This is a genomic window from Brevundimonas sp. EU05-FHT14B11, from assembly GCF_058790835.1.
In genome coordinates, this window is sequence record NZ_JBYTCY010000003.1 from 407063 (window position 1) to 430140 (window position 23078).

At 69.9% G+C, this 23078-nt stretch carries 27 protein-coding genes; 17 read left to right on the forward strand and 10 right to left on the reverse strand.

Translation table 11 applies throughout. From position 1 onward, the window contains the following. Positions 1 to 9: 9 nt before the first annotated feature. The 7 genes from AC3WRV_RS15235 (at position 10) to AC3WRV_RS15265 (ending at position 3414) form a co-directional block, all read left to right on the forward strand. The gene (locus AC3WRV_RS15235) at positions 10 to 141 is read left to right on the forward strand and encodes a hypothetical protein (RefSeq protein ID WP_291835515.1); all 132 of its coding nucleotides are present in this window, start codon (positions 10 to 12) and stop codon (positions 139 to 141) included. After that, positions 134 to 892, forward strand: a complete 759-nt coding sequence (locus AC3WRV_RS15240) for an SDR family oxidoreductase (RefSeq protein ID WP_492313906.1) — start codon at positions 134 to 136, stop codon at positions 890 to 892. The genes AC3WRV_RS15235 and AC3WRV_RS15240 overlap by 8 nt, the downstream gene beginning before the upstream one ends. A gap of 3 nt (positions 893 to 895) precedes the next feature. Further along, positions 896 to 1291: a dihydroneopterin aldolase gene (folB, locus tag AC3WRV_RS15245; RefSeq protein WP_492313907.1), complete on the forward strand. Its 396-nt coding sequence runs from the start codon at positions 896 to 898 to the stop codon at positions 1289 to 1291. A gap of 71 nt (positions 1292 to 1362) precedes the next feature. After that, positions 1363 to 2016, forward strand: a complete 654-nt coding sequence (locus AC3WRV_RS15250; protein WP_492313908.1) for a hypothetical protein — start codon at positions 1363 to 1365, stop codon at positions 2014 to 2016. Positions 2017 to 2031: 15 nt separating this feature from the next. Continuing rightward, positions 2032 to 2436: a hypothetical protein gene (locus tag AC3WRV_RS15255; protein ID WP_291835507.1), complete on the forward strand. Its 405-nt coding sequence runs from the start codon at positions 2032 to 2034 to the stop codon at positions 2434 to 2436. Positions 2437 to 2541: 105 nt separating this feature from the next. Further along, positions 2542 to 2829 (forward strand): GNAT family N-acetyltransferase, encoded by a 288-nt coding sequence (locus tag AC3WRV_RS15260; RefSeq protein WP_492313909.1) that lies wholly within the window; start codon positions 2542 to 2544, stop codon positions 2827 to 2829. 66 nt (positions 2830 to 2895) lie between these two features. After that, positions 2896 to 3414 carry a hypothetical protein gene (locus tag AC3WRV_RS15265; RefSeq protein ID WP_492313910.1) on the forward strand — a complete coding sequence of 173 codons (519 nt, stop codon included), beginning with the start codon at positions 2896 to 2898 and terminating at the stop codon, positions 3412 to 3414. A 3-nt stretch (positions 3415 to 3417) separates the two neighbouring features. Here the strand turns inward: AC3WRV_RS15265 and AC3WRV_RS15270 are convergent, their stop codons facing one another. Beyond that, on the reverse strand, positions 3418 to 4401 hold the full coding sequence (locus AC3WRV_RS15270; RefSeq protein ID WP_291840544.1) for an SDR family oxidoreductase: 984 nt from the start codon (positions 4399 to 4401) through the stop codon (positions 3418 to 3420). Between the two features lie 101 nt (positions 4402 to 4502). On the opposite strand from AC3WRV_RS15270, the gene AC3WRV_RS15275 reads away from it, so the two are divergent. Beyond that, the gene (locus tag AC3WRV_RS15275; protein ID WP_291840547.1) at positions 4503 to 5138 is read left to right on the forward strand and encodes a DUF4126 domain-containing protein; all 636 of its coding nucleotides are present in this window, start codon (positions 4503 to 4505) and stop codon (positions 5136 to 5138) included. Here the strand turns inward: AC3WRV_RS15275 and AC3WRV_RS15280 are convergent. After that, the gene (locus tag AC3WRV_RS15280; protein WP_291840550.1) at positions 5122 to 5436 is read right to left on the reverse strand and encodes a hypothetical protein; all 315 of its coding nucleotides are present in this window, start codon (positions 5434 to 5436) and stop codon (positions 5122 to 5124) included. The genes AC3WRV_RS15275 and AC3WRV_RS15280 overlap by 17 nt on opposite strands. Positions 5437 to 5547: 111 nt before the next feature. Continuing rightward, entirely contained in the window at positions 5548 to 6579 is a 1032-nt protein-coding gene (dusA, locus tag AC3WRV_RS15285) for a tRNA dihydrouridine(20/20a) synthase DusA (protein ID WP_492313911.1), read from the reverse strand. Between the two features lie 125 nt (positions 6580 to 6704). On the opposite strand from dusA, the gene AC3WRV_RS15290 reads away from it, so the two are divergent. Further along, positions 6705 to 7007, forward strand: a complete 303-nt coding sequence (locus AC3WRV_RS15290; protein ID WP_492313912.1) for a UBP-type zinc finger domain-containing protein — start codon at positions 6705 to 6707, stop codon at positions 7005 to 7007. Positions 7008 to 7013: 6 nt separating this feature from the next. Here AC3WRV_RS15290 and AC3WRV_RS15295 read toward each other — a convergent pair whose 3' ends face one another. Both AC3WRV_RS15295 and AC3WRV_RS15300 read right to left on the reverse strand, forming a co-directional pair. Further along, positions 7014 to 7514 (reverse strand): hypothetical protein, encoded by a 501-nt coding sequence (locus tag AC3WRV_RS15295; RefSeq protein ID WP_492313913.1) that lies wholly within the window; start codon positions 7512 to 7514, stop codon positions 7014 to 7016. Positions 7515 to 7572: 58 nt separating this feature from the next. Continuing rightward, the gene (locus AC3WRV_RS15300; protein ID WP_492313914.1) at positions 7573 to 9438 is read right to left on the reverse strand and encodes a monovalent cation:proton antiporter-2 (CPA2) family protein; all 1866 of its coding nucleotides are present in this window, start codon (positions 9436 to 9438) and stop codon (positions 7573 to 7575) included. 149 nt (positions 9439 to 9587) lie between these two features. On the opposite strand from AC3WRV_RS15300, the gene AC3WRV_RS15305 reads away from it, so the two are divergent. From AC3WRV_RS15305 to AC3WRV_RS15325, 5 genes are read left to right on the forward strand one after another with little or no spacing between them, the layout of a single operon-like run. Next, entirely contained in the window at positions 9588 to 11396 is a 1809-nt protein-coding gene (locus AC3WRV_RS15305; RefSeq protein ID WP_492313915.1) for a vWA domain-containing protein, read from the forward strand. A gap of 55 nt (positions 11397 to 11451) precedes the next feature. Further along, positions 11452 to 12642 (forward strand): winged helix-turn-helix domain-containing protein, encoded by a 1191-nt coding sequence (locus AC3WRV_RS15310; RefSeq protein WP_492313916.1) that lies wholly within the window; start codon positions 11452 to 11454, stop codon positions 12640 to 12642. A gap of 58 nt (positions 12643 to 12700) precedes the next feature. Then, complete coding sequence (locus AC3WRV_RS15315; protein WP_492313917.1) at positions 12701 to 13264, forward strand: TetR/AcrR family transcriptional regulator; 564 nt, start codon at positions 12701 to 12703, stop codon at positions 13262 to 13264. Then, positions 13261 to 14937 (forward strand): MFS transporter, encoded by a 1677-nt coding sequence (locus tag AC3WRV_RS15320; protein ID WP_492313918.1) that lies wholly within the window; start codon positions 13261 to 13263, stop codon positions 14935 to 14937. The genes AC3WRV_RS15315 and AC3WRV_RS15320 overlap by 4 nt, the downstream gene beginning before the upstream one ends. 22 nt (positions 14938 to 14959) lie before the next feature. Continuing rightward, on the forward strand, positions 14960 to 16093 hold the full coding sequence (locus AC3WRV_RS15325; RefSeq protein WP_492313919.1) for an HlyD family secretion protein: 1134 nt from the start codon (positions 14960 to 14962) through the stop codon (positions 16091 to 16093). An 84-nt stretch (positions 16094 to 16177) separates the two neighbouring features. On the opposite strand, the gene amaB is transcribed toward AC3WRV_RS15325, so the two are convergent. Beyond that, the gene (amaB, locus tag AC3WRV_RS15330) at positions 16178 to 17671 is read right to left on the reverse strand and encodes an L-piperidine-6-carboxylate dehydrogenase (protein ID WP_492313920.1); all 1494 of its coding nucleotides are present in this window, start codon (positions 17669 to 17671) and stop codon (positions 16178 to 16180) included. Between the two features lie 114 nt (positions 17672 to 17785). On the opposite strand from amaB, the gene AC3WRV_RS15335 reads away from it, so the two are divergent. The 3 genes from AC3WRV_RS15335 (at position 17786) to AC3WRV_RS15345 (ending at position 20874) form a co-directional block, all read left to right on the forward strand. Continuing rightward, positions 17786 to 18196 carry a CBS domain-containing protein gene (locus AC3WRV_RS15335; protein ID WP_291837687.1) on the forward strand — a complete coding sequence of 137 codons (411 nt, stop codon included), beginning with the start codon at positions 17786 to 17788 and terminating at the stop codon, positions 18194 to 18196. Between the two features lie 94 nt (positions 18197 to 18290). Continuing rightward, positions 18291 to 18866: a hypothetical protein gene (locus tag AC3WRV_RS15340; RefSeq protein ID WP_291837684.1), complete on the forward strand. Its 576-nt coding sequence runs from the start codon at positions 18291 to 18293 to the stop codon at positions 18864 to 18866. Positions 18867 to 19023: 157 nt separating this feature from the next. Beyond that, positions 19024 to 20874, forward strand: a complete 1851-nt coding sequence (locus tag AC3WRV_RS15345) for a PAS domain-containing sensor histidine kinase (protein WP_291837681.1) — start codon at positions 19024 to 19026, stop codon at positions 20872 to 20874. On the opposite strand, the gene AC3WRV_RS15350 is transcribed toward AC3WRV_RS15345, so the two are convergent. The 4 genes from AC3WRV_RS15350 to AC3WRV_RS15365 form a co-directional block, all read right to left on the reverse strand. Then, positions 20871 to 21383: a periplasmic heavy metal sensor gene (locus AC3WRV_RS15350; RefSeq protein WP_291837678.1), complete on the reverse strand. Its 513-nt coding sequence runs from the start codon at positions 21381 to 21383 to the stop codon at positions 20871 to 20873. The genes AC3WRV_RS15345 and AC3WRV_RS15350 overlap by 4 nt on opposite strands. Continuing rightward, positions 21380 to 21808, reverse strand: a complete 429-nt coding sequence (locus AC3WRV_RS15355) for a hypothetical protein (protein WP_492313921.1) — start codon at positions 21806 to 21808, stop codon at positions 21380 to 21382. The genes AC3WRV_RS15350 and AC3WRV_RS15355 overlap by 4 nt, the downstream gene beginning before the upstream one ends. Positions 21809 to 21813: 5 nt before the next feature. Continuing rightward, positions 21814 to 22377, reverse strand: coding sequence for an RNA polymerase sigma factor (locus AC3WRV_RS15360; protein WP_291837675.1), 564 nt, complete (start codon positions 22375 to 22377; stop codon positions 21814 to 21816). Positions 22378 to 22442: 65 nt separating this feature from the next. After that, complete coding sequence (locus AC3WRV_RS15365; protein WP_492313922.1) at positions 22443 to 23054, reverse strand: EF-hand domain-containing protein; 612 nt, start codon at positions 23052 to 23054, stop codon at positions 22443 to 22445. Positions 23055 to 23078: the final 24 nt, after the last annotated feature.

The following is a 23078-nucleotide window of genomic DNA, read 5'->3' on the forward strand; positions in this document are numbered from 1 at the left end:
GATGCATCCTTGAACAGCGAGGCACGCCGCTTTATTGCCGGTCGCATCAAGGAGCTTCCCATGCTGGCCCTCTACATCATCTTCGGTTTCATCGCCGTCCTCGCCCTGATCAACTTCGTCGAGTTCGGCCGGGTTGACTAAGTCCGCCGCCGATCGCGGCGCCGCGCTGGTCACCGGCGGCGGCAAGCGGATCGGAAAGGCGATCTGTCTGGAGCTGGCGCGCGCCGGCTTCGACATCGTGATCCACTATCGCGGGTCGAAGGAGGCGGCGGAAGCCGTGGCCGAAGAGGTGCGCGCCCTGGGTCGCCGGGCCGCCGTCGTCCGCGGAGACCTGTCGGTCGAGGCCGAAGTGCGCGGGATCGTTCCCGCCGCCGCCGAGGCCATCGGTCCGCTGGCCGTGCTGGTCAACAACGCCTCCATCTTCGAGGACGACCGGGTCGGAGCGCTGGGGCGCGAGACCTGGGACGCGCATATCGAGACCAATTTGCGGGCGCCCGTGGTGCTGGCCGAGGCCTTCGCGGCCCAGGCGCCGGACGGCGGCTGCATCGTCAACCTGCTGGACCAGCGGGTGCTGAAACCCGATCCCCGCTTCTTCTCCTACGCCCTGTCGCGCAACGGCCTGTGGTGGGCGACGCGGACGATGGCGCAGGCGCTGGCGCCGCGTATCCGCGTCAACGGCGTGGGCCCCGGTCCGACCCTGCCCTCCATCCATCAAAGCCCCGAAGATTTCGCCGCCGAGGCCGCCGCCGTGCCGCTGGAACGGGCGGGCAGCCCCGAGGCCGTGGCCGCCGCGGTGCGTTGGCTGGTTGAAGCCGACCTCGTGACAGGCCAGATGATCGCTGTCGACGGGGGCCAGCACCTGGCCTGGCGAACCCCGGACATTGTGGAGTAGCCCGTGGCCGCACCGTCTCCCCTGCCCTTCCCCGCCCCTGGCGCGCCGGTCCGCGAGGGGCTGACCGTCTTCGTCAAAGGGCTGGAGGTCGCCGCCGGCATCGGCGTCTACGACCATGAACAGGGCCGGCTGCAGCGGCTGGTCATCGATGTGACGCTGGATCTGACGCCCGCGCCGATCGAGCGGCTGAGCGACACCATCAACTACGAGACCGTGGCCGAGGCCGCGCGCGCCATCGTCGCCGAGGGCCACGTGGGCCTGGTCGAGACCTTCGCCGAACGGCTGGCCGTGGCCATGCTTGGGGATGCGCGCGTGCGGCGCTGCACCGTGCGGGTCGAGAAGCCGGGCGCCCTGGGCGGCGACGAGGTTCCGGGCTGCGAACTGGTGATGAGCCGCTAGTCTCCGGACTCTGGCGGTTGCGCCCCGCGAGCCGGACCGTCATACCTGAGGACGGACTCGAAGGACCCCCGATGGCCGAACCCGGCGATCCCCAACACCCTGATGATCATGATGATCATGTCGGCTTCGCCTCGGCGGCGGCGCTCGAGGGCCGTCCGCGCGACGTGACGCCGGAGCCCGAGCCCACGCCCGAACCGGAGCCGGAACCGGAACCCCAGGCGGCTCCGCAGCCGGAACCCGAACCCGATCTGTTCGATCCTCCGCCCGTCCGTGCGAAGCCCCCGGAGCCGGCGACGCCCGACCGGCGCCCGGCCTCCGCCGATTCGATCTTCGAGGCCTCGCCCGACTTCACCGGCCATTCGCGTTCGCGCGCCGCGCCGGTCAAGGACCCGCCCGGCGGCATGGGCCTGTACGCCGTCTACGCCCTGATCCTGCTGGCCGTGCCGACGCTGGGCGCTTCGGCGGTGATCGCCCTGTTCGCCGTGACCGGACGGCCCGGTCCGGACGACGCCCTGGCGCGGTCGCACTTCATCTATCAGCAGCGGACCCTGTGGGCCGCGGCGGTGGCGGTCGTGGCGGGGGTGATCCTGCTGGCGGCGCCCTTCGCCCTGGGCGTGCCCATCCTGTTCCTGGCGGCGCTGTGGGTCGTGCTGCGCGGCGCCACCGGCGTCTGGAACCTGAAATCAGGCCGCGCCATTTCCAGCCCACGAAGCTGGTGGATCTGAAAGAGAGACAACCCGATGTCGCATGTGCCCCCTCAGGATTCTGACACGCCGCGCTTTGACAGCGGAAGCGGCGACGGCGGCAGGGTTCCGGCGCTGATCACCTGGGCCCTCTACATCCTGTCCATTCCGAGCGCGAACATCCTGGTGCTGGTCGGCCTGGTGGTCGCCTACGCCTCGCGCGACACCGCCACCGGCCTCTCGCGCGACCATCTGGATGCGCAGATCAAGCTGTTCTGGTCGGTCTTCTGGTGGACGATCGGCTGCTGGATCGGGTTGGCGGTCAGCGCGGTGCTGTCGATGATCTTGGTGGGCATTCCCTTCCTGATCCTCTTCGGCATCCTGTGGCTGCTGATCACCGTCTGGTTCACGGTGAAGAGCATCCTCGGCCTGCTGAACCTGCTCAACGACCGCGCGCCCTGAGGCGACGGAACCACGGACGTCGGCGATTCGCGGTTTTCCAGGAACGCCGGGACGGCGCGCGGATTGGGGGCATGTCGGTTCGCCGACAAGAGTCAGGAGTTCCGCATGACCACCTTTCGTGACGTTCGCGCCGAACAGCGCTTTGAACAGGGCTTCGCCGATTCCGAGGGCGAGATGCGCACGGTCTTCGCCGACTATGCGACGCAGGACGACGTCAGGGTGATCCTGCATGTCGAGGCTGATCCCGCCCTGCGGGGCGGGGGCGCGGCCGGGCGATTCATGCAGGCGTTGGCCGGCCACGCCCGCGCCGAGGGGCTGAAACTCCAACCGCGTTGCAGCTATGCGGTCCTGTGGCACCGTCGCCACCCTGAGTACGACGACGTCCTGGCCTGAGCCGCGCCCGACTGGCCTTGCGCCTGAGCCTGTGCTGGACTGCCCCGCTCAGGGGGAAGTTTTCACATGATCGTTCGCCATCTGGCCGCCGTGGCGGCCGTCTGCGTCATGGCCGCGCCCGGCATGGCCTCCGCCCAGGTCTGGAGCGACTGGAGCGAGGCCGAAGCCCGCACCCTGGTCGCCGCCGAGAACGGCGTGGTCGACGAGGTGCTGCGCCCCGATGACGGAACGCTGGAGGTCTACGCCACCTTCGACGGCTGGCTGAAGGTCCTGATCGGCGGCAAGGACTGCAACGGTCGGGGCCCGGCCCTGCGCTGCAAGGAGATGACCTTCAACGCCCTGTTCGAGATCGACGACGCCGCTCGCGCCCGGCGGCTGGAATCCGAACTGATCCACAATTTCGTGGCGGACATGGCCGATGGCGAAGACTACGTCGTCGAACGGGCGGTCGAGCTGACGGGCGGGGTCAACCTGACCAACCTCCGCGCGCAGCTGGACCGCTTCATCGGCACCTGCGAGCTGGTGACGGAAAAGGCCTGGCCGGACAAGGGCGCCGCCTCCGCCGCCCCCGGCAAGGGCCGCTAGGCGTCAGCCGCCTCCGTAGCCGCCGATGATCGGCAGAACTTCACCGGTGATGTAGCTGGAACACTGGCGCGAGGCGAGGAAGACGAAGGCGGGCGCGATTTCCTCGGGCTGGGCGGGACGCTTCATGACGGTCCCTGAGCCGAATTTCGAAGTCGCCTCGGCGTCTTTGTCGGCCGGGTTCAGCGGCGTCCAGACCGGCCCCGGCGCGACCACGTTCACACGGATCGCCCGAGGGGCCAGATGCGTGCCCAAGGACCGGGCGAAGGCATGGATGCCGCCCTTGGTCATCGAATAGTCCAGCAAGTCCTCGTTCCCCATGATGCCCGTGACCGAGCCGGTCATCACGATGGCCGAGCCGGGCCGCAAGTGCGGGACCGCCGCCTTCACCAGGTTGAAATAGCCGTAGAGATTGGTCTTCAGCGTCCGGTCGAAATGTTCGAACGTCAGGTCCTCCAGCGTTTCCACATGCTCCTGGAAGGCGGCGTTGGGGACGACGACATCCAGCCGCCCGAAGGCGTCGAGCGCCGATTTCACCGCCGCCGTCGCAAAGGCGGGATCCGAGACGTCGCCCTTGAGCACGATGGCCTTGCGGCCCTCGGCCTCGACGGCCTTCTTCGTATCCTCGGCGTCTCTTTCCTCGTCCAGATGACAGAGGGCGATGTCGCAGCCTTCGCGGGCGAACAGGACAGCGACGGCGCGGCCGATGCCGGAATCGCCGCCCGTGATGATCGCCGCCAAACCCTCCAGCTTGCCCGAGCCCTTCCAGAAGGGCGCCTCGTACATCGGCGCGGGATCGAGCCTGAACTCCTCGCCAGGCTTGCGCTGGTGCTGTCTCGGGAACGGCGGTTCAGGGTATTTCCGCGCGCCGGCCTGGACCGCGCCCCTCTTCTCGCTATCGCCCGAGGAGCCCTTGGCGTCGATCACAGCCTGAATCTTCCGCTCCTGATCGGCGATGGTATCGGCGCGAGGTTCGAAGCGGTCATCCATGTCGATTCTCCTTCAGCTGGTGAAGGGAAAGCCGAGGGAGCGCCGACCGTTCCAGCGCATTATGGTGTTCGACCAGCTCGTAGCGGCTGGAGGGAGGCGAGATGCCGGAACTGGACCTGAACACCCTGGGCGCCGCGGCGGGGCCGCTGCAGACCTGGATCCTGCCGGCCCTGCTGGGACTCGGCCTGGCCTCGGCGACGGGGCTGCGCACCTTCCTGCCGTTGCTGATGCTGGCGCTGGCGGCGAAGTTCGAGCTGTTCGGCGTGCGGCTGATCGATCAGATGGACTGGCTGGTGTCGTGGCCCGCCATCGCGGCCCTGGGCACGGCGGCCGTGGCCGAATTCGCCGGCGACAAGGTCCCGGCGGTCGACCATGCGCTGAACGCGATCGGCTATGTGACGCGACCCGTGGCCGGGGCGGTGGCGGCGGGCAGCGTGTTCTGGGCCGTGGATCCGACGACTGCGGCCATCGCCGGGGTCATCGTAGGAGCGCCCGCGGCGCTGGCCTTCAACGCCGCCCAGACCGGGGTGCGGGTCGGATCGACCGCGACCACGGCCGGGCTGGGCAATCCGGTGGTGTCCCTGATCGAGGACGTCCTGGCGGTCCTGACCGTGATCGTCGCCTTCCTCGCGCCGATCCTCATCCCGCTGGCGCTGATCGTGCTGGCGGTCATCGTCTTTCGGCTGGCCAACCGTCTGCGCGGCCGCGACGCGGGACGAGTCAGAGCGCCCGGCTGACGATCGCCTTGAGCGTCTCGGACTTGGAGGGAAGGTCAGAAGCCAGCCGCCCGGCCAGCTCACGCGCACCCACCGGATAGGCGTCACCGCCCTCGGCGATCTCGCGGGCCAGAGCCGCCGCCTGCATCAGGACCGCCTCCAGCGCCTCGACCTGCTCGACGGCCAGCGCACGGGCTTCCATCTGAAGCCGACGGACCCGGTCCGCCGTGGTCTCCGGCGTCCGCATCAGGTCGTAGATTTCAGCCTCGGCCTGGACGAGACGCAGATCGGGTTGAGAAGGCGGCGAGCGCTTGGGCATGGCGGTGTCTCCTGCCAAGCCAATGCGGGCTGACTCGTCGGAGTTCCCGTCCTCACGCGGACGGATTTCACAAAAGCGGGGCTGTGGCTTTCACGCCTCAGGTGAACGCGGTCAGGCCGCGTCTTCGTGTGCCTCGAGACGCGCCTCCGCCTCGCGTACGGCGTCGGCGGCGCGATCGACGACCTCAAGGCCGGCGCCGGACTTCACCCCCTCGACGGTCAGAATGCGGCGGAAGGCGCGCGCGCCCGGCCGACCGTGCATGACGCCCAGCATGTGGCGGGTCATGTGGGCCAGGTGCACGCCCTCCTCCAGCCGCGCCCGCAGATAGGGACGGTAGCGCTCCAGCGCCTCGAAGGCGTCCACGTCGGCCCCCGCCGACCCGAACAGGCGCCGGTCGGCCTGCCCCAGCAGCGCGGGCTCGTGATAGGCGGCGCGGCCCAGCATGACCCCGTCCAGCCGCACCCCGTCAGCGTCGTCAAGATGCGCTTCGGCCTCGTCGAGTGACGCTATGCCGCCGTTGATGCTGATCGACAGGTGAGGCCGCTCACGCTTCAGGCGGCGGACCAGGGCGTAGTCCAGCGGCGGAACGTCCCGGTTTTCCTTGGGCGAGAGGCCTTTCAGCCAGGCCTTGCGGGCGTGGACGATGAAGGTGTCGATCCCGACCGCTGCGCTGGCGTCCACGGTGGCGAACAGGCTGACCTCAGGGTCTTGGTCATCCACCCCGATGCGGCATTTGACGGTGGCGGGAACCGAGACCGCCTCCTTGATGGCCGCCATGCAGTCGGCGACCAGTTCCGGCTCGCGCATCAGGCAGGCGCCGAACTTGCCCGACTGGACCCGGTCTGACGGACAGCCGACGTTCAGATTGATCTCGTCATAGCCGTACTGCTCGCCGATGCGGGCGGCCTCGGCCAGTTGCGCGGGGTCGGAGCCGCCCAGCTGCAGGGCCACCGGATGCTCGACCGCGTCGAAACCCAGCAGCTTGTCCCGGTCGCCGTGCACCACCGCGGGCGCCGTGACCATCTCGGTATAGAGCAGCGCGCGCGCCGACAGGGCGCGGTGGAAGGCGCGGCAGTGCCGGTCGGTCCAGTCCATCATCGGAGCGACGGAGAGGCGGCGGGAGAGGGCGAGCGGGTCGGACAAGCGAGACGGCCGTTTGGAAGACGAAGGCGGCGGCTTTTACGTCATCCGGACCCGGAAGGCGACCGGAGCGCTTGCACGGGGTCCTCGACAGGGCGAACCTCGGTTCCGCGACAGGAGAACAGACCATGGCGGGCTGCGGACATCTGGCCACCGTGAACCGGGTCACCCCGGGATCGAAGGGCTGCGAGGAATGCCTGAAGACCGGCGGCTGGTGGGTGCATCTGCGCCTGTGCCGAAGCTGCGGCCATGTCGGCTGCTGCGAGGACTCGCCCAGCCGCCACGCGACCGCGCACCACCAGGCGACCCACCATCCGATCATCGAGGGCTATGACCCGCCCGAGGGCTGGGGCTGGTGTTACGCGGACGAGGAGTTCGTCGACCTGCCCGACCAGACGCCGCAGCTCGGGCCGATCCCCAAATTCTTCTAGCCCGGCTCAGCGCCGGGCGATGGTCAGGCTGTAGCCGCCGGTCTCGTCACGACGCGCCATGGCGCGAGGCTGGAAGGGCCGGATGATGTAGATCGCCCCCTTCTCCGCGGTGACCGTCGCCGTCTCGCCGGCGGTCTCTCCGGCATGGACGGCGGCGCCGCTGGTGTCCGCCGCGTCGATGACGTTGATGTAGAGGTTGGTGTTCGAGGGCGCGAAGGTCGCCGTCAGGGTCTGCCCCCCCGCCACTGGGACGGCCCAGACGGTGGACTTGTAGCCCTTCACCTCGCCCGTGACCGTGGTCGAACCCTCGCGCGGAAGCTCCACCACCGACAGGGTTTCATCGGGCGACAGGATGGCCTGCAGCGCCGCGGCGTCGACAGTCGGCAACGGCACGGGCGCAGCCGCGGCGGGTTCGGCGGGCGCGGCCGGAGCTTCGGCCGGCGGCGAACAGGCGGCGACCAGGGAGAAGACGGCAAGCGAAACGGCGACGGCGGACAGCTTCGACATTCTGGGCTCCTGAAGATGGCTGCGACCCCGAGGCTGAACGCGCCGGCGCCGTGATGGATCAAACGCCGGCCTTCTCGCGCTCTTCTTCCTCTTCCTCGAGGGCCTCGGCGGCTTCCTCGTTGAGCGCCTGCCCCTCGCGACGGGGCTTGATGTAGGGCTCCGGCTTGGTGGTGCGGATGTTGCCCCGCATCAGCGACCGCCCGCCCTGAATGCCCTCGACCATCTGGATGGACAGGCGTTCCTCGTCGCGGCGGCGAACGTCCTCGATGGTCTCTCCGGCCTGTTCGTGGGTGAAGCCCAGGTCGATCAGCACCTGATAGCCGAACACCAGGGCGCTCTCGAAGGTTTCGCGCAGCTGATACTCGACCCCGGCCTGGACCAGACGGATGGCGTGGCCGCGGTCGTAGGCGCGGACGAACAGCTTGGTCAGCGGGAACTCGGCCTTGACCAGTTCGACGATCTTGTCCGCGTCCGCCTGTTTGTCGACGCAGACCAGGATGGTCTCGGCGTTGGCGGCGCCCGAGGCGCGCAGCACGTCCAGCCGGGTCCCGTCGCCGTAATAGACCTTGAAGCCGAAATTGCCGGCGGCCTGGATCATCTCCACGTCCAGATCGATGATGGAGACGTCCACGTCGCGGGCCAGCAGAGGCTGGGAAACCACCTGGGCGAAGCGGCCGAAACCGATGATCAGCACCCGCTCGCGCAGGTTCTTGGCCTTGTCGACGCCGTCCGCATCCTCGGGGTTCAGGGTCGAGGCGGGCATCAGACGGCCGACCAGCAGGGTGGTCAGCGGCGTCAGCACCATCGACAGGATGACGACGGCGGTGGCGATGCCCGAGATGCGTGCGTCGAAGACCCCGGTGGTCAGGGCGGCGGCGTACAGGACGAAGGCGAACTCCCCGCCCTGGGCGAACAGGACGGCGCGTTCCACGGCCTCGCGCTCGCTGGCCTTGAAGATGCGGGCGACGCCGTAGATGGCCACGGCCTTCACGGCCATGAAGGCGATGACGCCCCCGACCACGACCTGCCAGTCGGCCAGCACCACGCCGAGGTCCAGCGACATGCCGACGCTGAGGAAGAACAGGCCCAGCAGGATGGCGCGGAAAGGCTCCACGTCCGCCTCCAGCTGGTGCCGGAAGCTGGACTCCGACATCAGCACACCGGCGAGGAAGGCGCCCATGGCCATCGACAGGCCGCCCAGGTCCATCAGCCAGGCGGCGCCCACCACGACCAGCAGGGCCGCGGCGGTCATCACTTCGCGGCCGCCATAGCGGGCCAGGAGGCGGAAAATCGGATTGATCAGGAATTTGCCGGCCAGGAAGACGATGGCCACCGCGCCGATGGCCAGGCCGACCGTGCGCCACAGGGGCGGCGCCGCCTCGCCCGCCAGTCCCATGACCGAGGCCATGACGGCGACCACGGCCAGCAACGGCACGATGGCGAGGTCTTCCAGCAGCAGGATGGAGACGGCGCGCTGGCCCGAGGGCGCGGACATCTCCCCACGCTCATCCAGCATCTGCATGATCACGGCGGTGGAGCTGAGCACGAAGCCCATGGCCGCGACGAAGGCCACCGGAACCGACAGGCCCGCGGCCATGCCGGTGAAGGTCAGCAGCAGGCCGGCGCCCAGCACCTGGGCCGCGCCGAGGCCGAAGATGTCCTTGCGCAGGCTCCACAACCGGCTGGGCCGCATCTCCAGTCCGATGATGAACAGGAAGATGACCACCCCGAACTCGGCGACGTGAAGGATGACCTCGGGCTCGGTGAACAGGCCGACGCCGAACGGGCCGATCGCCAGGCCGGCGGCCAGGTAGCCGAGCACCGAGCCCAGTTGCAGCCTGCGGAACAGCGGCACGGCGACGACGCCCGCCGCCAGCAGCGCCGCCACATGGCCCAGCTCGAGTCCGCCGGTCGCATCGGCCATTGTCATCCCCTCGTCAGTCGAGGCTCCATAGTGGGGCGCGACGGCGTGAATCGCCACCCCGCGCCGTCAGACTTCGTCAGGTCCGCCCGCCACAGTTTGGCCCGAGGCTGAACTCCCTGATGCCCGTCAGAGCCAAAGGGAGATGCGTGATGACCCACAGCCCGCTGAAGTCCGCCACCGTCGTGGCGATGAGCGCCCTCATGATCATGGGCGCCGCGCCGCCGCCTCCCGCGGGCGCGCCGCAAAGGCGGCTGGCGCGAGACGGCGAAGTCTCGGTCGCGGCCTGCCGTGAGGTCGGGATCACCCTGCAGCGGGAGGTCGCTCAGGGGGATGTCGTCGTCACGGGTACGCGGATGAGGCGCACTGGACCGCAATCCTCAATGCCTATGCCGCCTCCGCCACCTCCCCCGCCCCCGCCGGTCGCGCCCTCACCGATTCCGCGCCTTGAGGCGCGGGCCGCCACCACCCAGTACGCCGTCGCTCCTCCGGTGATGCACCCCTCGGTCGCCCCCCGGCCGACGCCGGATACAGAGCGCTATCCTGACGCCACGCCCAATCCCGTGCGCCGCGTCGCCGACGAACCGGTGTCCACCTTCTCGATCGACGTGGACACGGCCAGCTATTCCAACGTCCGGCGCTTCATCGACGAGGGTCGCGCGCCACCCGCCGACGCCGTGCGGGTCGAGGAGCTGATCAACTATTTCGACTACGGGTACGACCGTCCGACCTCGGCCAGTCAGCCGTTCGCGATCACCACCGTCGTCGCGGCCGCGCCGTGGTCGCCGGGCCGCCAGATCGTCCATGTCGGCCTGCAGGGCTATGAACTGCCCGCGGCCCAGCGGCGGCCCCTGAACCTGACCTTCATGGTCGACGTCTCGGGTTCGATGCACTCGCCGGACAAGCTGGCGCTGGCGCAGCGGTCCATGAACCTGATCATCGACCGGCTGCGGCCCCAGGACCGGGTGGCGGTAACCTATTACGCCTCCGACGTCGGCACCGCCGTCGGCCCGACGCCGGGCGACCAGAAGCTGAAGCTGCGCTGCGCCGTGGCGGCCCTGAACGCCGGCGGTTCGACCGCCGGAGCCCAGGGCATGGTCAACGCCTATCAGCAGGCCGAGGCCGCGTTCGGGGCCGACAAGGTCAACCGCATCCTGATGTTCACCGACGGCGACTTCAACGTCGGCGTGACCGAGAACCAGCGGCTGGAGGACTACGTCGCCGCCAAGCGCGCGACCGGGATCTACCTGTCCGTCTACGGCTTCGGGCGCGGCAACTACCAGGACGCCCGCATGCAGACGATCGCCCAGGCCGGCAACGGGACGGCGGCCTATGTCGACGACCTGAACGAGGCACGCCGCCTGTTCGGGCCGATGTTCGACCGCGGCGCCTTCCCCATCGCCGACGATGTGAAGATCCAGGTCGAGTTCAATCCGGCGCGGGTCAGCGAATACCGGCTGATCGGCTATGAGACCCGGATGTTGAACGAGGAAGACTTCAACAACGACCGCGTCGATGCGGGCGAGGTCGGCTCCGGCGCCTCGGTGACCGCCCTGTACGAAATCACGCCCGTCGGGGGACCGAGCCAGATCCCCGAGCGGCGCTACGACCAGAACCGCATCGGCGTCGGCGGCGGCGATCCGAATGGGGAGATCGGCTTCGTCCAGGTCCGCTACAAGCTGCCGGGCGAGGCGGACTCGCGCCTGATCCAGCGCGTGGTGTCCAACAGCGGCCAGCCGGCCCGCTCGACCCAGCCGCCGGAAAGCACGCGCTGGGCGCTGGCGGTCGCGGCCTTCGGTCAACGCCTGCGCGGCGATCCTTGGATGCCCGCCGACTACGGCTGGGATCAGATCCTGGAGCAGGCGCAGGGCGCGCGCGGCGAGGACCCGTACGGCGACCGGGCCGAGTTCGTGCAACTGGTCCGGGCCGCGCAGGGCCTGCCCGCCCGACCGGTTCCGTAGCCGGTTTCCGCCATCCTGCCATGGCGTGGCGGCAGACTTCGGCTAGGCTGACCCGGTGACCGAAACCATCAGCCTGAAGACCGCCCGCCGCATCGCCCTGGCCGCCCAGGGTTTCGGCCGAACCCGCCCCGCGGCGCCCGGCCGGAGCCATGTCCGCGACCTCGTCCGCAAGCTGGGCGTGGTGCAGATCGACAGCGTCAATGTGGTGGCGCGCACCCACTACCTGCCCGCCTTCTCGCGGCTGGGCGACTATCCGCGAGAAGCACTGGAGGCCGAGGCCTGGGGCGCGCGGCGCAGCCTGTTCGAATACTGGGGCCACGAAGCCTCGCTGATGCCGATGGAGCTTCAACCCCTGTTCCGCTGGCGTATGGCGCGGGCGCGCGACGGGGCGATGTGGACCGGCCTGGCGCGGTTCGGACGCGAAAAGCGGGACTACATCGACGGCGTGCTGGCCGAGATCGAACGGCGCGGCCCGGTGACCGGCGGCGACTTCGCGCAAGGGCCGCGCGGCCAGCCCGGCTGGTGGTCGTGGTCGGACGGCAAGCGCGCTCTCGAGTGGCTGTTCTGGGCCGGGCTGATCACGACCAAGACCCGGCGCGGCTTCGAGCGGGTCTATGACCTGACCGAGCGCGCCCTGCCCGACCGCATCCTCGACCTGCCGACCCCCGACGAACCGGACGCCCAGCGCGAGATGGTCCGCATCGCCGCGCAGGCGCTCGGCGTCGCGACCGAGGCCGACCTGCGCGACTGGTTCCGCATGCCCGTGGCCGAGACGAAGGCGCGGATCGCGGAACTGGTCGAGGCGGGGGAGCTGACGCCGGTGACGGTGAAGGGCTGGCGTCACGCCGCCTATCTGGCGCCGGGCGCCCGAACCCCGAGGAAGGTCGAGGGCGTCGCCCTGCTGTCGCCGTTCGACAACCTGATCTGGGCGCGCGACCGGACCGAGCGGCTGTTCGGCGTGCGGGTGCGGCTGGAGATCTACACCCCCGCCCACAAGCGCGAGCACGGCTACTACGTCCTGCCCTTCCTGGAGAACGAGGCCATCACGGCGCGCGTCGATCTGAAGGCGGACCGCAAGGCCGGTCAACTGCTGGTGCAGGCCGCCTGGCGTGAACCGGACGCCACGCCCGACACCGCCGCGCGGCTGGCGGACGAGCTGAAGCGGATGGCCGGCTGGCTGGGGCTGGGGGGCGTCCACGTCGTCGGCAAGGGCGATCTGGCGGAGGCCCTGGCCGGCGCGCTTTGAAAAGTCCGGGGCGGCGCCTCTTGATTAAGTGGACACGACTGTCCACTTACGCGCCATCATGGATCGCCCGCTGAGGAAAGACGCCGCCGAACGCCGCAAGGCGCTGCTGGACGCCGCCCGCGCCGTCTTCGCGGAAGAGGGCATCGACGCGCCGCTGGACCGCATCGCCGAACGGGCGGGCGTCGGCCGCGCGACCCTGTACCGGAACTTCCCCGGCCGGACCGAGATCGCGCTGGCGGTGCTGCTGGACGACATGGCCGAACTGGGCGAGCGGTTCGCGGACCGCGACGCGCCGGACGCCTTCCTGGACTTCCTCGCCGCCCTGTCTGACCGGATGGTCCGCAACGCGGCCCTGGGCGGGGTCGTGCGGTCGCCGCCGTCGCCCGAACTCCTGACCCCGCTGCGCGCCGCGATGATCGAAGCGGCCGCCGCGCCGCTGAAGGTTTCGCAGGCCGCGGGCGTGGTCCGGCCCGACCTGACCCTGAAGGATATCCGCGTCCTCGCGGCCATGCTGGGCGGCGGATTGCACAATGCGACGGTGCGTGAACGGAACGGCATCGCTCGCCGAACGCTGGAGCTTGTGCTGGACGCTGTGAAGGCGCGCCTCGGGGAGGAGGCATGAGCCGTCGGAACTTCCACCTGCCCTGGGCCGAGTATCTCGAGACCCTGAAGCCGCACGAGCGGCCGATGCTGCCCGGCTCGCCCGCGACGCCGGACCACACGGCCCCGTGGCGGCTGGCCTATGCCGGCACCGGTGTGCTGATCACGGCCACGGGCAGCATCGGCAACGCCATCGTCACCGCCAACACGCCGCAACTGGCGGGCGCCCTGGGCGTGTCGTTGGTCGAGGCGGCCTGGCTGCCGGTCGTGTTCGTCATGACCAACGCCTGCATGAACCTGCTGCTGATCAAGTTCCGGATGCAGTACGGGCTGCGGCTGTTCGCCCAGATTTTCCTGGTCGCCTACGTCCTGATCGGCCTGGGGACCCTGCTTTTCGAAGACTACCAGTCGCTGCTGATCGCCCGCGGGTTCGCCGGCATGGCGGCGGCGGCCCTGTCGACCCTGGGCATTCTGTATCTGATCCAGGCCTTTCCGCCCAAGCTGCGGATCGGCGGCCTGCTGACCGGCATCGGGATCTCGGGCCTGGCCATACCGGCCGCCCGGCTGTTCTCGACCTCGCTGATCGACCTGTCGGAGTGGCGGGGCGTCTACGTCTTCGAACTGGGACTGGCGCTGGTCGCCCTCGCCACCGTCCTGGCCGTGCGCCTGCCCCCGTCCGAGCGGACCAAGGTGTTCCAGCCCCTCGATTTCGTCACCTTCGCCCTGTTCGCGCCGGGGATCGCCCTGCTCTGCGCCGTGCTGGGCCTGGGCCGGATCGTCTGGTGGACCGAGGCCGCCTGGATCGGCTGGGCCCTGGTCGGCTCCATCGTCCTGCTGACCGCGGCGATCGCCATCGAGTACAATCGCGAGACCCCTCTTATAAACCTGAAATGGATGGCCGGGCCGGACATCCTCCGGCTGGGGCTGGTGATCATCGGGACCCGCATCGTCCTGTCGGAGCAGACCTCCGGGGCCGTGGGCCTGATGACCCAGATGGGCCTGGGGCCGGAGCAGCTCTACAGCCTGTTCTGGGTGGTTCTGGTCGCCACGGCGGCGGGGACGGTGGTCAGCATCCTGACGCTGAAGCCGGACCGGTTGATGGCCCTGATCGCCATCGCCCTGGCCCTAATCGCGGTCGGCGCCTTCCTGGACGCCCGTTCGACGATCCTGACGCGTCCGGCGCAGCTATATTTCAGCCAGGCCCTGATGGCCTTCGCGGCCTCGTTCTTCATCGGGCCGGCGATGCTGATCGGCTTCCTGCAGGTGCTCCAGAAGGGCGCCCAGAACCTGGTCAGCTTCATCGTGGTGTTCACGGTCGGCCAGAACATCGGCGGCCTGATGGGGTCGGCCCTGGTCGGCACCATCGAGACGATCCGGGAGAAATTCCACTCCAACCAGCTGTCCGAGGCGATCAACCTCGGCGACCCGAACGTGGTCCTGCGGCTGCAGCAGCTGGGCGGAGCCTATGCGCGGGTGCTCGGCGATCCCGCCCTGCGCACGACGCAGGGACAGGCGATGCTGCAGCAGCAGATCACCCAGCAGGCTCACGTGCTGGCCTACAACGACGTCTTCCTGCTGATCGCGGTGTTCGCGGCGGTCGGCTGTGCGTGGACGACCTTCCATCACCTGCGACCCCGCATCCTGGCCCGCCGGGCCGCGCGCAAGGCCGGCGAACCCGTCGCCGCCACGCAATGACCGACGAAACCCTCTTGAAGCCATGACCGACACGACCGCACCCGCATCCACCCCGGCTCCCACGACCGGAGCCGCCCCGGAGCCGACGCAGCCCCCCGCTCCGGCGCCCGCGCCTGCGCCGAAGAAGACCGTGCTGTTCACCGTCGTGCTGATCGCGGCGGCCGTGATCGGCGTCCTGCTGGTGCTGTGGGCCTGGCAGCTGCCGCCCTTCGTCTCCGGCGTTCAGCACACGGACAACGCCTATGTCCGCGGGCAGGTGACGGTGATCGCGCCGCAGGTGACCGGCTATGTCACCTCGGTCGAGGTGCAGGATTTCCAGACCGTGAAACAGGGTCAGCTGCTGGCCACCATCGACGACCGCATCTACCGCCAGCGCCTAGAGCAGGCGAAGGCGAGCCTGCATTCGGCCGAGGCCGCCCTAGCCAACTCGGCCCAGGCCCAGAATTCGGCGCGCGGGTCGGTGGCCCAGCAGCGCGCCACCATCGCCGGCGCCGAAGCCAATCTGGCCAAGGCTCAGGCGGATGCGACCCGGGCGCGGCGGCTGTTCGAGGGCGGCTGGGTGGCGCAGGCCCAGGTCGACGTCAGCCAGGCGGCGCTCAGGGCCGCCCAGGCCCAGCTGGCCCAGGCCCGCGCCGCCGAGGGCATCGCCCAGACCAACGTCACCTCCGCTGTCGTCAGCCGCGGCTCGCTGGAAGCCGCCGTCGAGAACGCCCGGGCCCAGGTGCACCTGGCCGAGATCGACCTGTCGAACACCCGCATCGTCGCCCCGCGCGACGGACGGCTGGGCGAGATCAGCGTACGGCAGGGTCAGCAGGTCGCCGTTGGAACCCAGCTGATGGCGCTGGTCCCCGACCGCATCTGGGTGACCGCCAACTACAAGGAGAACCAGCTGCGCGACATCCGCGTGGGCCAGCCGGTCGAGCTGTCGGTCGACGCCCTGGGCGGTCGCACCCTGACCGGCAAGGTCGAGCAGATCGCCCCGGCCACGGGCTCCGAGTTCAGCGTCATCCGTCCAGACAACGCCACCGGCAACTTCACCAAGGTGGCCCAACGGGTGCCCGTTCGCATCGCGCTGGATCCGGGCCAGGAAGGGCTGGACCGCCTGCGGCCGGGCCTGTCGGTGGTGGCGCGGGTGGATACGCGAGACAGGCAGTAGGCAGTAGGCAGTAGGCAGTAGGATGCAGACCGTCGGCGGAGGGAGCAATCGTCCCTATTGCCTACTGCCTACCTGCCTATTGCCTCACACCTCGAACCTCACCCCCTGCGCCAGCGGCAGTTCGCGGCTGAAATTCACCGTCTGGGTCTGGCGGCGCATATAGGCCTTCCAGGCGTCGGAGCCGGACTCGCGGCCGCCGCCGGTGTCCTTCTCGCCGCCGAACGCCCCGCCGATCTCGGCGCCCGAGGGGCCGATGTTGACGTTGGCGATGCCGCAGTCCGAACCCCAGGCCGACAGGAACTGCTCGGCCTCGCGGACGCTGTCGGTGAAGATGCAGGAGCTCAGGCCTTGCGGCACGGCGTTCTGCATTTCGACCGCCTGATCGAAGTCGGACCAGGTCAGGACGTAGAGAATGGGGGCGAAGGTCTCATGCTCGACCACCGCGGTCTGAGCGGACATGCGGACGATGGCGGGCTTCACATAGGCGCCCTCCGCCTCGACGCGGCCCCCGCCGGTGACGATCTCGCCGCCCTGCTGGACCGCCTGTTCCAGCGCCGCCTCGAAGGCGACCACGGCGTCGACATCGATCAGCGGACCGACCAGCGTCCCCGTCTCACGCGGATCCCCGACCGGCAGGGTTTCATAGGCGGCCTTCAGGCGGGCGATCAGTCTGTCCGCCACGCTTTCGTGCACCAATAGGCGACGCAGGCTGGTGCAGCGCTGGCCGGCCGTGCCGACGGCGGAGAAGGCGATGGCGCGCACGGCCATTTCCAAATCGGCGGACGGGGTAACGATCATGGCGTTGTTGCCGCCCAGTTCCAGCAGCGACCGGCCGAGACGGGCCGCCACGGTCTGCGCCACAGCCTTGCCCATGCGGGTCGAACCCGTGGCCGAGACCAGCGGGATGCGCGGATCGGCGGCCAGCGCCTCGCCGGCTTCGCGCCCGCCGATGACGACCTGTGACAGCCCTTCCGGGGCGTCCCCGAAACGGGCCAGCGCCCGGTCGAAGACGGCCTGCGTCGCCAGCGCTGTCAGCGGCGTCTTCTCCGACGGCTTCCAGATCACCGGGTCGCCGCAGACCAGGGCGAGACAGGCGTTCCAGGCCCACACCGCGACCGGAAAGTTGAAGGCCGAGATGACGAGAACCGGCCCCAGCGGCTGCCAGGTCTCGCGCATGTGGTGGCCGGGCCGTTCGCTGGCCAGCGTCAGGCCGTAGAGCTGGCGCGACAGGCCGACGGCGAAGTCGCAGATGTCGATCATCTCCTGCACCTCGCCGAGGCCTTCGGAGACGATCTTGCCGGCTTCCAGGGTGACCAGACGGGCCAGGTCCTCCTTCGACGCCCGCAGCTCCTCGCCCAGCAGGCGGACCAGTTCGCCCCGGCGCGGGGCCGGTACGCGTTTCCAGGCGTGGAAGGCCTGGACCGAGCGGGCGATCACGCTGTCGATGTCCGCGGTCTCAGCGACCGAACCGGCCGTGGAGCCGTCGATGGGCGAGCGCGTCGGCAGCTGGCCGTTCCAGACCGCCGCATCGACGCCCAGTCGTTGAAGGATGGCCTTCGCCTCATTCGCCGCCGTCATCGTCCGCTCTCCCTCGTCTGAAGCGGCGTGTAGCCCGGCCATCGCGCGGGCGGAAGCGGAACCGCCGCGCCGGGCAAGGGTTCTGTCGGCGAACCAGTCCAGGGAGAGAGCCCAATGAAGGTACGCGATCTGATGAGCAAGGACGTGCAGGTGGCCCGTCCCGGCGACAGCCTGCAGGAGGTGGCTCGCCGCATGCATGACGGCGATTTCGGCTTCATGCCCGTCGCCGACGGCGACACCCTGATCGGGACGATCACCGACCGCGACCTCGTCGTGCGCGCCCTCGCCGGCGGCGTCTCGGCCACCGCCCCCGTGGTGGAGTTCATCACCCGCGATCCCTACACGGCGCGCGTCGACGATGATCTGAAGACCGTGCTGGACGCCATGAGCAGCCGCCAGATTCGCCGTCTGCCCGTGCTGGATAAAGACAACCGCCTGGTCGGCGTGGTGTCTCTGGGCGACCTCTCGACCCGGGTGAAGGAGAAGTACGCGGGCGAGGCCCTGGAAGGCATTTCCCGCAACTGACCGGCGGCGGCGTCAGGATTCTCTTTACCCTTTCGCCAAACCGGCTGTTCATCCGCAGGCCGCATTGTGCCCTGTCTCAGGACGGGAGTGATCAATGGCGCGCGCGCAGTTCCAGAAGGGCCAGAAGGTCTGGGTCGAGTGCGTCGGCGCGTGGGCCCAGATCGAGAAGGTCCAGCCCGTCTGGGCCAAGGGCTTCGAGGAGCCGGTCCGTGTCACCTATGACGTGGGCCTGGGCCGCGAGTTCCTGGGCCATGAACTGCTGCTGCCGGTCGAGGATCCGGCCGCCGAGGTCTCCGGCCAGAACTGGCGGCTGATGCGCGCCCGGAACAAGTGGCAGGCGGCGGAGGACACCCCGCACCATCCCTTCCCCGGCACCTATCCCGTCGTCGTGACCGACAAGGCCGACTGGGGCGGCTGGCGCGTGCCGGGCGCCGAATACGACCGCGACCCCGAACAGATCGAATTCCAGGCCCGGCTGATCGCCGCCGCGCCGCGCCTGATGGCGCTGGCCGAGCAGCTTCTGGCCTCGGTCGACGAGGCGCCCGACGACGCGCCGCCCGAGATGCGCGCCCTGGCCCGCGAGGCCCGGACCGTGCTCAGGACCGTGACGGACGTGCTGGCCGCTCCGACGGGCGAGCTGGCGGCGGCCCCGACGATTCAGGCGGCGTAGGCGCGAGGACAGGCCGGTTCCGGCGTTTCGGCGCCGGAGTGCGACTCCCGCGACTCACCCCGTTCAAGAATGTTGAGCGAGGGTTAACCCCGCTCGACACGAATCCGCGACGCAGCCTAGATTCGGGCTTCGTTGTCGAATCGTCCGGGAGAGCGCCTTGCGGGGTGAGGAGCGCCGCATATCACCGCAGGGACGACGCGCCTCCGATCGCGAGCGCGGGGCGCCCGCATGGCTGCGCATCTCGATCCTGACGCTGGCGCTGGCGATCACCGCCCATGTGCTTCTGGTCGCCCGCGGCGTCGCCGCGCCCCAGAGCACGGGCGCCGGCTTCTCGCTGCACGATCTGTGGGTGCTGGGCCCGCCGATCGGCATCGGCCTGTTCACCCTCGTCCTCGTCGTCATCATGCAGCGGCGACAGATGGGCATCAGCCGTGAATGGGCGGCGTCCGAGCGCCGGTTCCGCGGCGCGGTCGAGGCGGCGCACTGCGGCGTCTGGGACTGGGACATCGAGGCCGGCGAGGTGATGATCTCGGACTATATGGCCAGCCTGCTGGGGCTGGACCGCAGCGGCTCCCTGCCTGACACCGTGATCATGGAGCGCATCCATCCGCGCTACCGCGAGGCCGTGCAGCACGCCCTGCGGCAGGCCCAGGCCTACGGCGCCTTCGAGGTCAGCTTCCCCGTTCCGGACGACCAGGGCCGGGCCCGCTGGATCGACGCGCGGGGCCAGGCCCGCGGCGAGCGCGGGCAGGACGGCTTCACCTCCATTCTCGGCGTGGCGCTGGACACCACCGAGGCCCGCCGCGCCAAGTCTCAGGCCCAAGCCGCCGAAAGCCGCCTGCGCGACGGCATCGAGAGCGTCTCGGACGCCTTCGTCCTGTTCGACAAGTCGGGCCGGCTGATCCTGTCCAACCAGGCCTTCCAGGACGCCTTCGGGTTCGAGGACGGCGTGGTCCGCAAGGGAGCCTACAAGCAGGACCTGAACCGCATCGCCGCCCTGGCCATCAAGTCCGAGCAGGCCGCCGCGGGCGGCCGGGCCGGCGCCCGCGAGGTCGAACTGGTCGACGGCCGCTGGCTGCAGCTGGTCGAGCGCTTCACCTCGGACGGCGGCTCGGTCGTCTCGGCCGCCGACATCACCGCCATCAAGCAGAAGGAAGCCGAGCGCCAGCGCGCGGTCGAACGCCTGCACGCCACCATCGCCGAGTTGGAGGACCGCGAGGAGAAGCTGTCCCTGCTGGCGCGAAAATACGAAGTCGCCATGACCCGGGCCGAGGCCGCCAACCAGGCCAAGTCCGAGTTCCTGGCCAATATGAGCCACGAACTGCGCACGCCGCTGAACGCCATCAACGGCTTCTCGGAGATCATGGCCGGAGAACTGTTCGGTCCGCTGGGCGACGCCAAATACAAGGGCTATGCGGGCGACATCCTGAAGTCGGGCCAGCATCTGCTCAGCCTGATCAACGACATCCTCGACATGGCCAAGATCGAGGCCGGCAAGCTGACCCTGCATTATGAACAGGTGTCGCTGAAGGAGGTCGTGGACGACGCGGCCCGGCTGATGCGCGGCAAGATCCAGGAGGCGGGGCTGAAGCTTCTGGTCGACGCCGCCGAAATCCCCGACATCGAGGCCGACCATCGCGGTCTGAAGCAGGTGGTGCTGAACCTGATCTCGAACGCCGTGAAGTTCACGCCCGAGGGCGGCGACATCGTGGTGACCCTGTCACGGCTCGACGACGACCGGGTGCGGGTGGCGGTGACCGACACCGGCATCGGCATCGCGCCCGAGGACCTGGCGCGCCTGGCGCGCCCGTTCGAACAGGTCGAGGGCCAGCACTCCAAGACCACCCAGGGCACCGGCCTGGGCCTGGCGCTGACCAAGTCGCTGATCGAGCTGCACGGCGGCCAGCTGATGATGGAAAGCGAGCCGGGTCAGGGCACCACCGTCAGCTTCGAACTGCCGATCCATCCCCCCGGCGCGCCGGCGCAGGCGGCGCGGGCGGCCGCTTAATCGACCGCCTTCTTGTCGTCAGCGGACGGGACGTCCGGACGATCCCGAACCACCACGCGGCCGCGGCGGGTCAGGATCTCCGAGAGCGCCTGCCGATCCGCCGGATCGAGGGTGCCGAGCAGCTGGACGGCGTCGGCCTCCAGCCGGGCGCGGCCGCGGATCTCGGCGGCGCGGGACTCTTCCAGCAGGGCTGTGGCGCGGGCGGGATCGAAGTCCGGAGAACCGGCCAGATCAACGGCCGCGCGGCGCTTCAGACGCGCCTCCTCAAAGTCCGGCTTGGCGACCAGGGCCGAGGCCTTCAGCGTCTGGCGAACCCGCTGTCGGACCTGCGGATCGAGACGGCTGACCACCACCTGCATCGGCGAGCGCTCGTGCGGCGCACGCTGCGCGGCGTCGATGCGGTCCTCGACCTTGGCCCGGCCCACCCAGAGGGTCGCGCCGGCCGCGACCGCGAACAGGTTCAACGCCACCGAGGCGGCGAGCGCGATCTTGAGGGCCTTGGGGCTCAACCGAGCACCTCCGTGTCATCCACGCCCTGCAGCGAGGCCTGATAGAGCACCGCGTCGGCCTGGGCGTCGGCGGTCAGGTGGCCGGTCATGATGACGCCGGCGGCCACGCCCGCGCAGGCCGCGGCGGCCCAGCCGGCGCCGAGAACCAGCGCCAGCCGGTCGAGCCACAGGCGACCGTTGCGACGCGCCTTCAGCCCCAGTTCGGCGGCCGAAGCGATGACCCGGTCGCGCAGGGCCGGCGAGACCTGCGGTGTCGGCGCGGCGTGCAGCAGGGCGTCGACGGCGTCCGCCTCGGCCAGGACCGCGCGCGCCGCCTCGGGCTCAGCCGCCATATAGGCCTGCGCCGCCGTCCGTTCGCTTTCAGGCCAGCGCCGCGCGTCGGCGCCGTAGGCCGATACCAGGGCGTTGAACCGTTCCGCCGTCATCACACTCATGCTCCTTCAGCGTCCGGCCGCATATCGGCCAGAGCCAGTCTCAACGCCCGCCGCCCTCGCGACAGCAGGCTTTCCAAAGCCTCGACGCTGACCTCCATCAGGGCCGCGGCCTCGATGTTGGTCAACTCCTGATAGTGGCACAGGACAATGGCCTCTCTCTGACGATCCGGTAAACGGGCCAGGGCCGCCTCGACCCGCGCCCCCACGTCCGCCGCCAGCAGGCCCCGATCCGGGGCCGCGCCCTCGTCGGGCCGATCCGGCGGACTGTCGGTGGCGATCTCGCGCCGCCGACGCAGCCGGTCGTAGCAGAGGTTCAGCGCCACCCGGTGCAGCCACGTATCGAAGCGCGCCTTGCCCGGCGTCCAGCGCGGCGCCTGCCTCCAGGCCCGCAACATGGCTTCCTGCGCCACGTCCTCGGCCTCCACGGCGTCGCCCAGCATCCGGCGCGCCAGCGCCAGCATGCGGGGCAGCTTGCGCGCCACCATGGCCTGAATGGCCGCCGGATCGCCCTGACCCACGCGGCGCACCAGATCCTCGTCGGGGTCGGCGATCAGCGCCAATAGGCCCTCGTTCGAACATCATCGAGAGGGTCGGTCGGCGCAGGTCCGTCGTCCCCGCCATCTCCTTACTCCGAAGCGGGGGCCGGACGCGACGCCTGACGTGCGGCGCGGCGTTCGGCCATGCGTTCGCGGCGATGTTCGCGCGCCTGCTGCATCCCGGCGCGGCGTTCTTCGGCGGTGACGAAGCCGTCGTGATCCGCATCCAGACGCGCGAAGGCCTGCTCGGCTTTCGCCTGCGCCTCGGCCACCGAAACCGGGCCGCGTTCGGCGCGCGGCCCGCCATGGCGGGCCATGCGCGGACCATGACGGCCGGGCTCGCCGTGGGCGCGAGCGGCGCGGGGCGCGGTGAACTCTTCGCGGCTGATGGCGCCGTTGCTGTCGGCGTCGAGCCGGGCGAACCGCGCTTCGGCCCGCTGCTGCCGATGGGCGACGCGCCGGGCCTGCCTCTCCTCGCGGGTGACCGAGCCGTCGCGGTCCGCGTCGGCGGCGGTCAGGCGAGCGACGCGGCGGCCGACGAACTCGGCCTGGCTGATGCGGCCGTCGCCGTCCGTGTCGGCGCGCTGGGCGTGCGCCTGTCGCTCGACGATGGGGCGGGCGGGCTGCTGGGCGGTGGCGCCCCCGGCGAGGGCGGCCAGAACGACGGTGGCGACGGCGCCGATAGCCAAGGTCCTGCTCATGCGATGATCTCCATGGCCGTTCGG

Coding starts and splice junctions, on each gene's coding strand:
- AC3WRV_RS15250 (WP_492313908.1), top strand. CDS start 1,363: ATGGCCGAACCCGGCGATCCCCAACACCCTGATGATCATGATGATCAT.
- AC3WRV_RS15255 (WP_291835507.1), top strand. CDS start 2,032: ATGTCGCATGTGCCCCCTCAGGATTCTGACACGCCGCGCTTTGACAGC.
- AC3WRV_RS15260 (WP_492313909.1), top strand. CDS start 2,542: ATGACCACCTTTCGTGACGTTCGCGCCGAACAGCGCTTTGAACAGGGC.
- AC3WRV_RS15265 (WP_492313910.1), top strand. CDS start 2,896: ATGATCGTTCGCCATCTGGCCGCCGTGGCGGCCGTCTGCGTCATGGCC.
- AC3WRV_RS15270 (WP_291840544.1), bottom strand. CDS start 4,401: ATGGATGACCGCTTCGAACCTCGCGCCGATACCATCGCCGATCAGGAG.
- AC3WRV_RS15275 (WP_291840547.1), top strand. CDS start 4,503: ATGCCGGAACTGGACCTGAACACCCTGGGCGCCGCGGCGGGGCCGCTG.
- AC3WRV_RS15280 (WP_291840550.1), bottom strand. CDS start 5,436: ATGCCCAAGCGCTCGCCGCCTTCTCAACCCGATCTGCGTCTCGTCCAG.
- AC3WRV_RS15290 (WP_492313912.1), top strand. CDS start 6,705: ATGGCGGGCTGCGGACATCTGGCCACCGTGAACCGGGTCACCCCGGGA.
- AC3WRV_RS15295 (WP_492313913.1), bottom strand. CDS start 7,514: ATGTCGAAGCTGTCCGCCGTCGCCGTTTCGCTTGCCGTCTTCTCCCTG.
- AC3WRV_RS15300 (WP_492313914.1), bottom strand. CDS start 9,438: ATGGCCGATGCGACCGGCGGACTCGAGCTGGGCCATGTGGCGGCGCTG.
- AC3WRV_RS15305 (WP_492313915.1), top strand. CDS start 9,588: ATGACCCACAGCCCGCTGAAGTCCGCCACCGTCGTGGCGATGAGCGCC.
- AC3WRV_RS15315 (WP_492313917.1), top strand. CDS start 12,701: ATGGATCGCCCGCTGAGGAAAGACGCCGCCGAACGCCGCAAGGCGCTG.
- AC3WRV_RS15320 (WP_492313918.1), top strand. CDS start 13,261: ATGAGCCGTCGGAACTTCCACCTGCCCTGGGCCGAGTATCTCGAGACC.
- AC3WRV_RS15325 (WP_492313919.1), top strand. CDS start 14,960: ATGACCGACACGACCGCACCCGCATCCACCCCGGCTCCCACGACCGGA.
- amaB (WP_492313920.1), bottom strand. CDS start 17,671: ATGACGGCGGCGAATGAGGCGAAGGCCATCCTTCAACGACTGGGCGTC.
- AC3WRV_RS15335 (WP_291837687.1), top strand. CDS start 17,786: ATGAAGGTACGCGATCTGATGAGCAAGGACGTGCAGGTGGCCCGTCCC.
- AC3WRV_RS15340 (WP_291837684.1), top strand. CDS start 18,291: ATGGCGCGCGCGCAGTTCCAGAAGGGCCAGAAGGTCTGGGTCGAGTGC.
- AC3WRV_RS15355 (WP_492313921.1), bottom strand. CDS start 21,808: ATGACGGCGGAACGGTTCAACGCCCTGGTATCGGCCTACGGCGCCGAC.
- AC3WRV_RS15365 (WP_492313922.1), bottom strand. CDS start 23,054: ATGAGCAGGACCTTGGCTATCGGCGCCGTCGCCACCGTCGTTCTGGCC.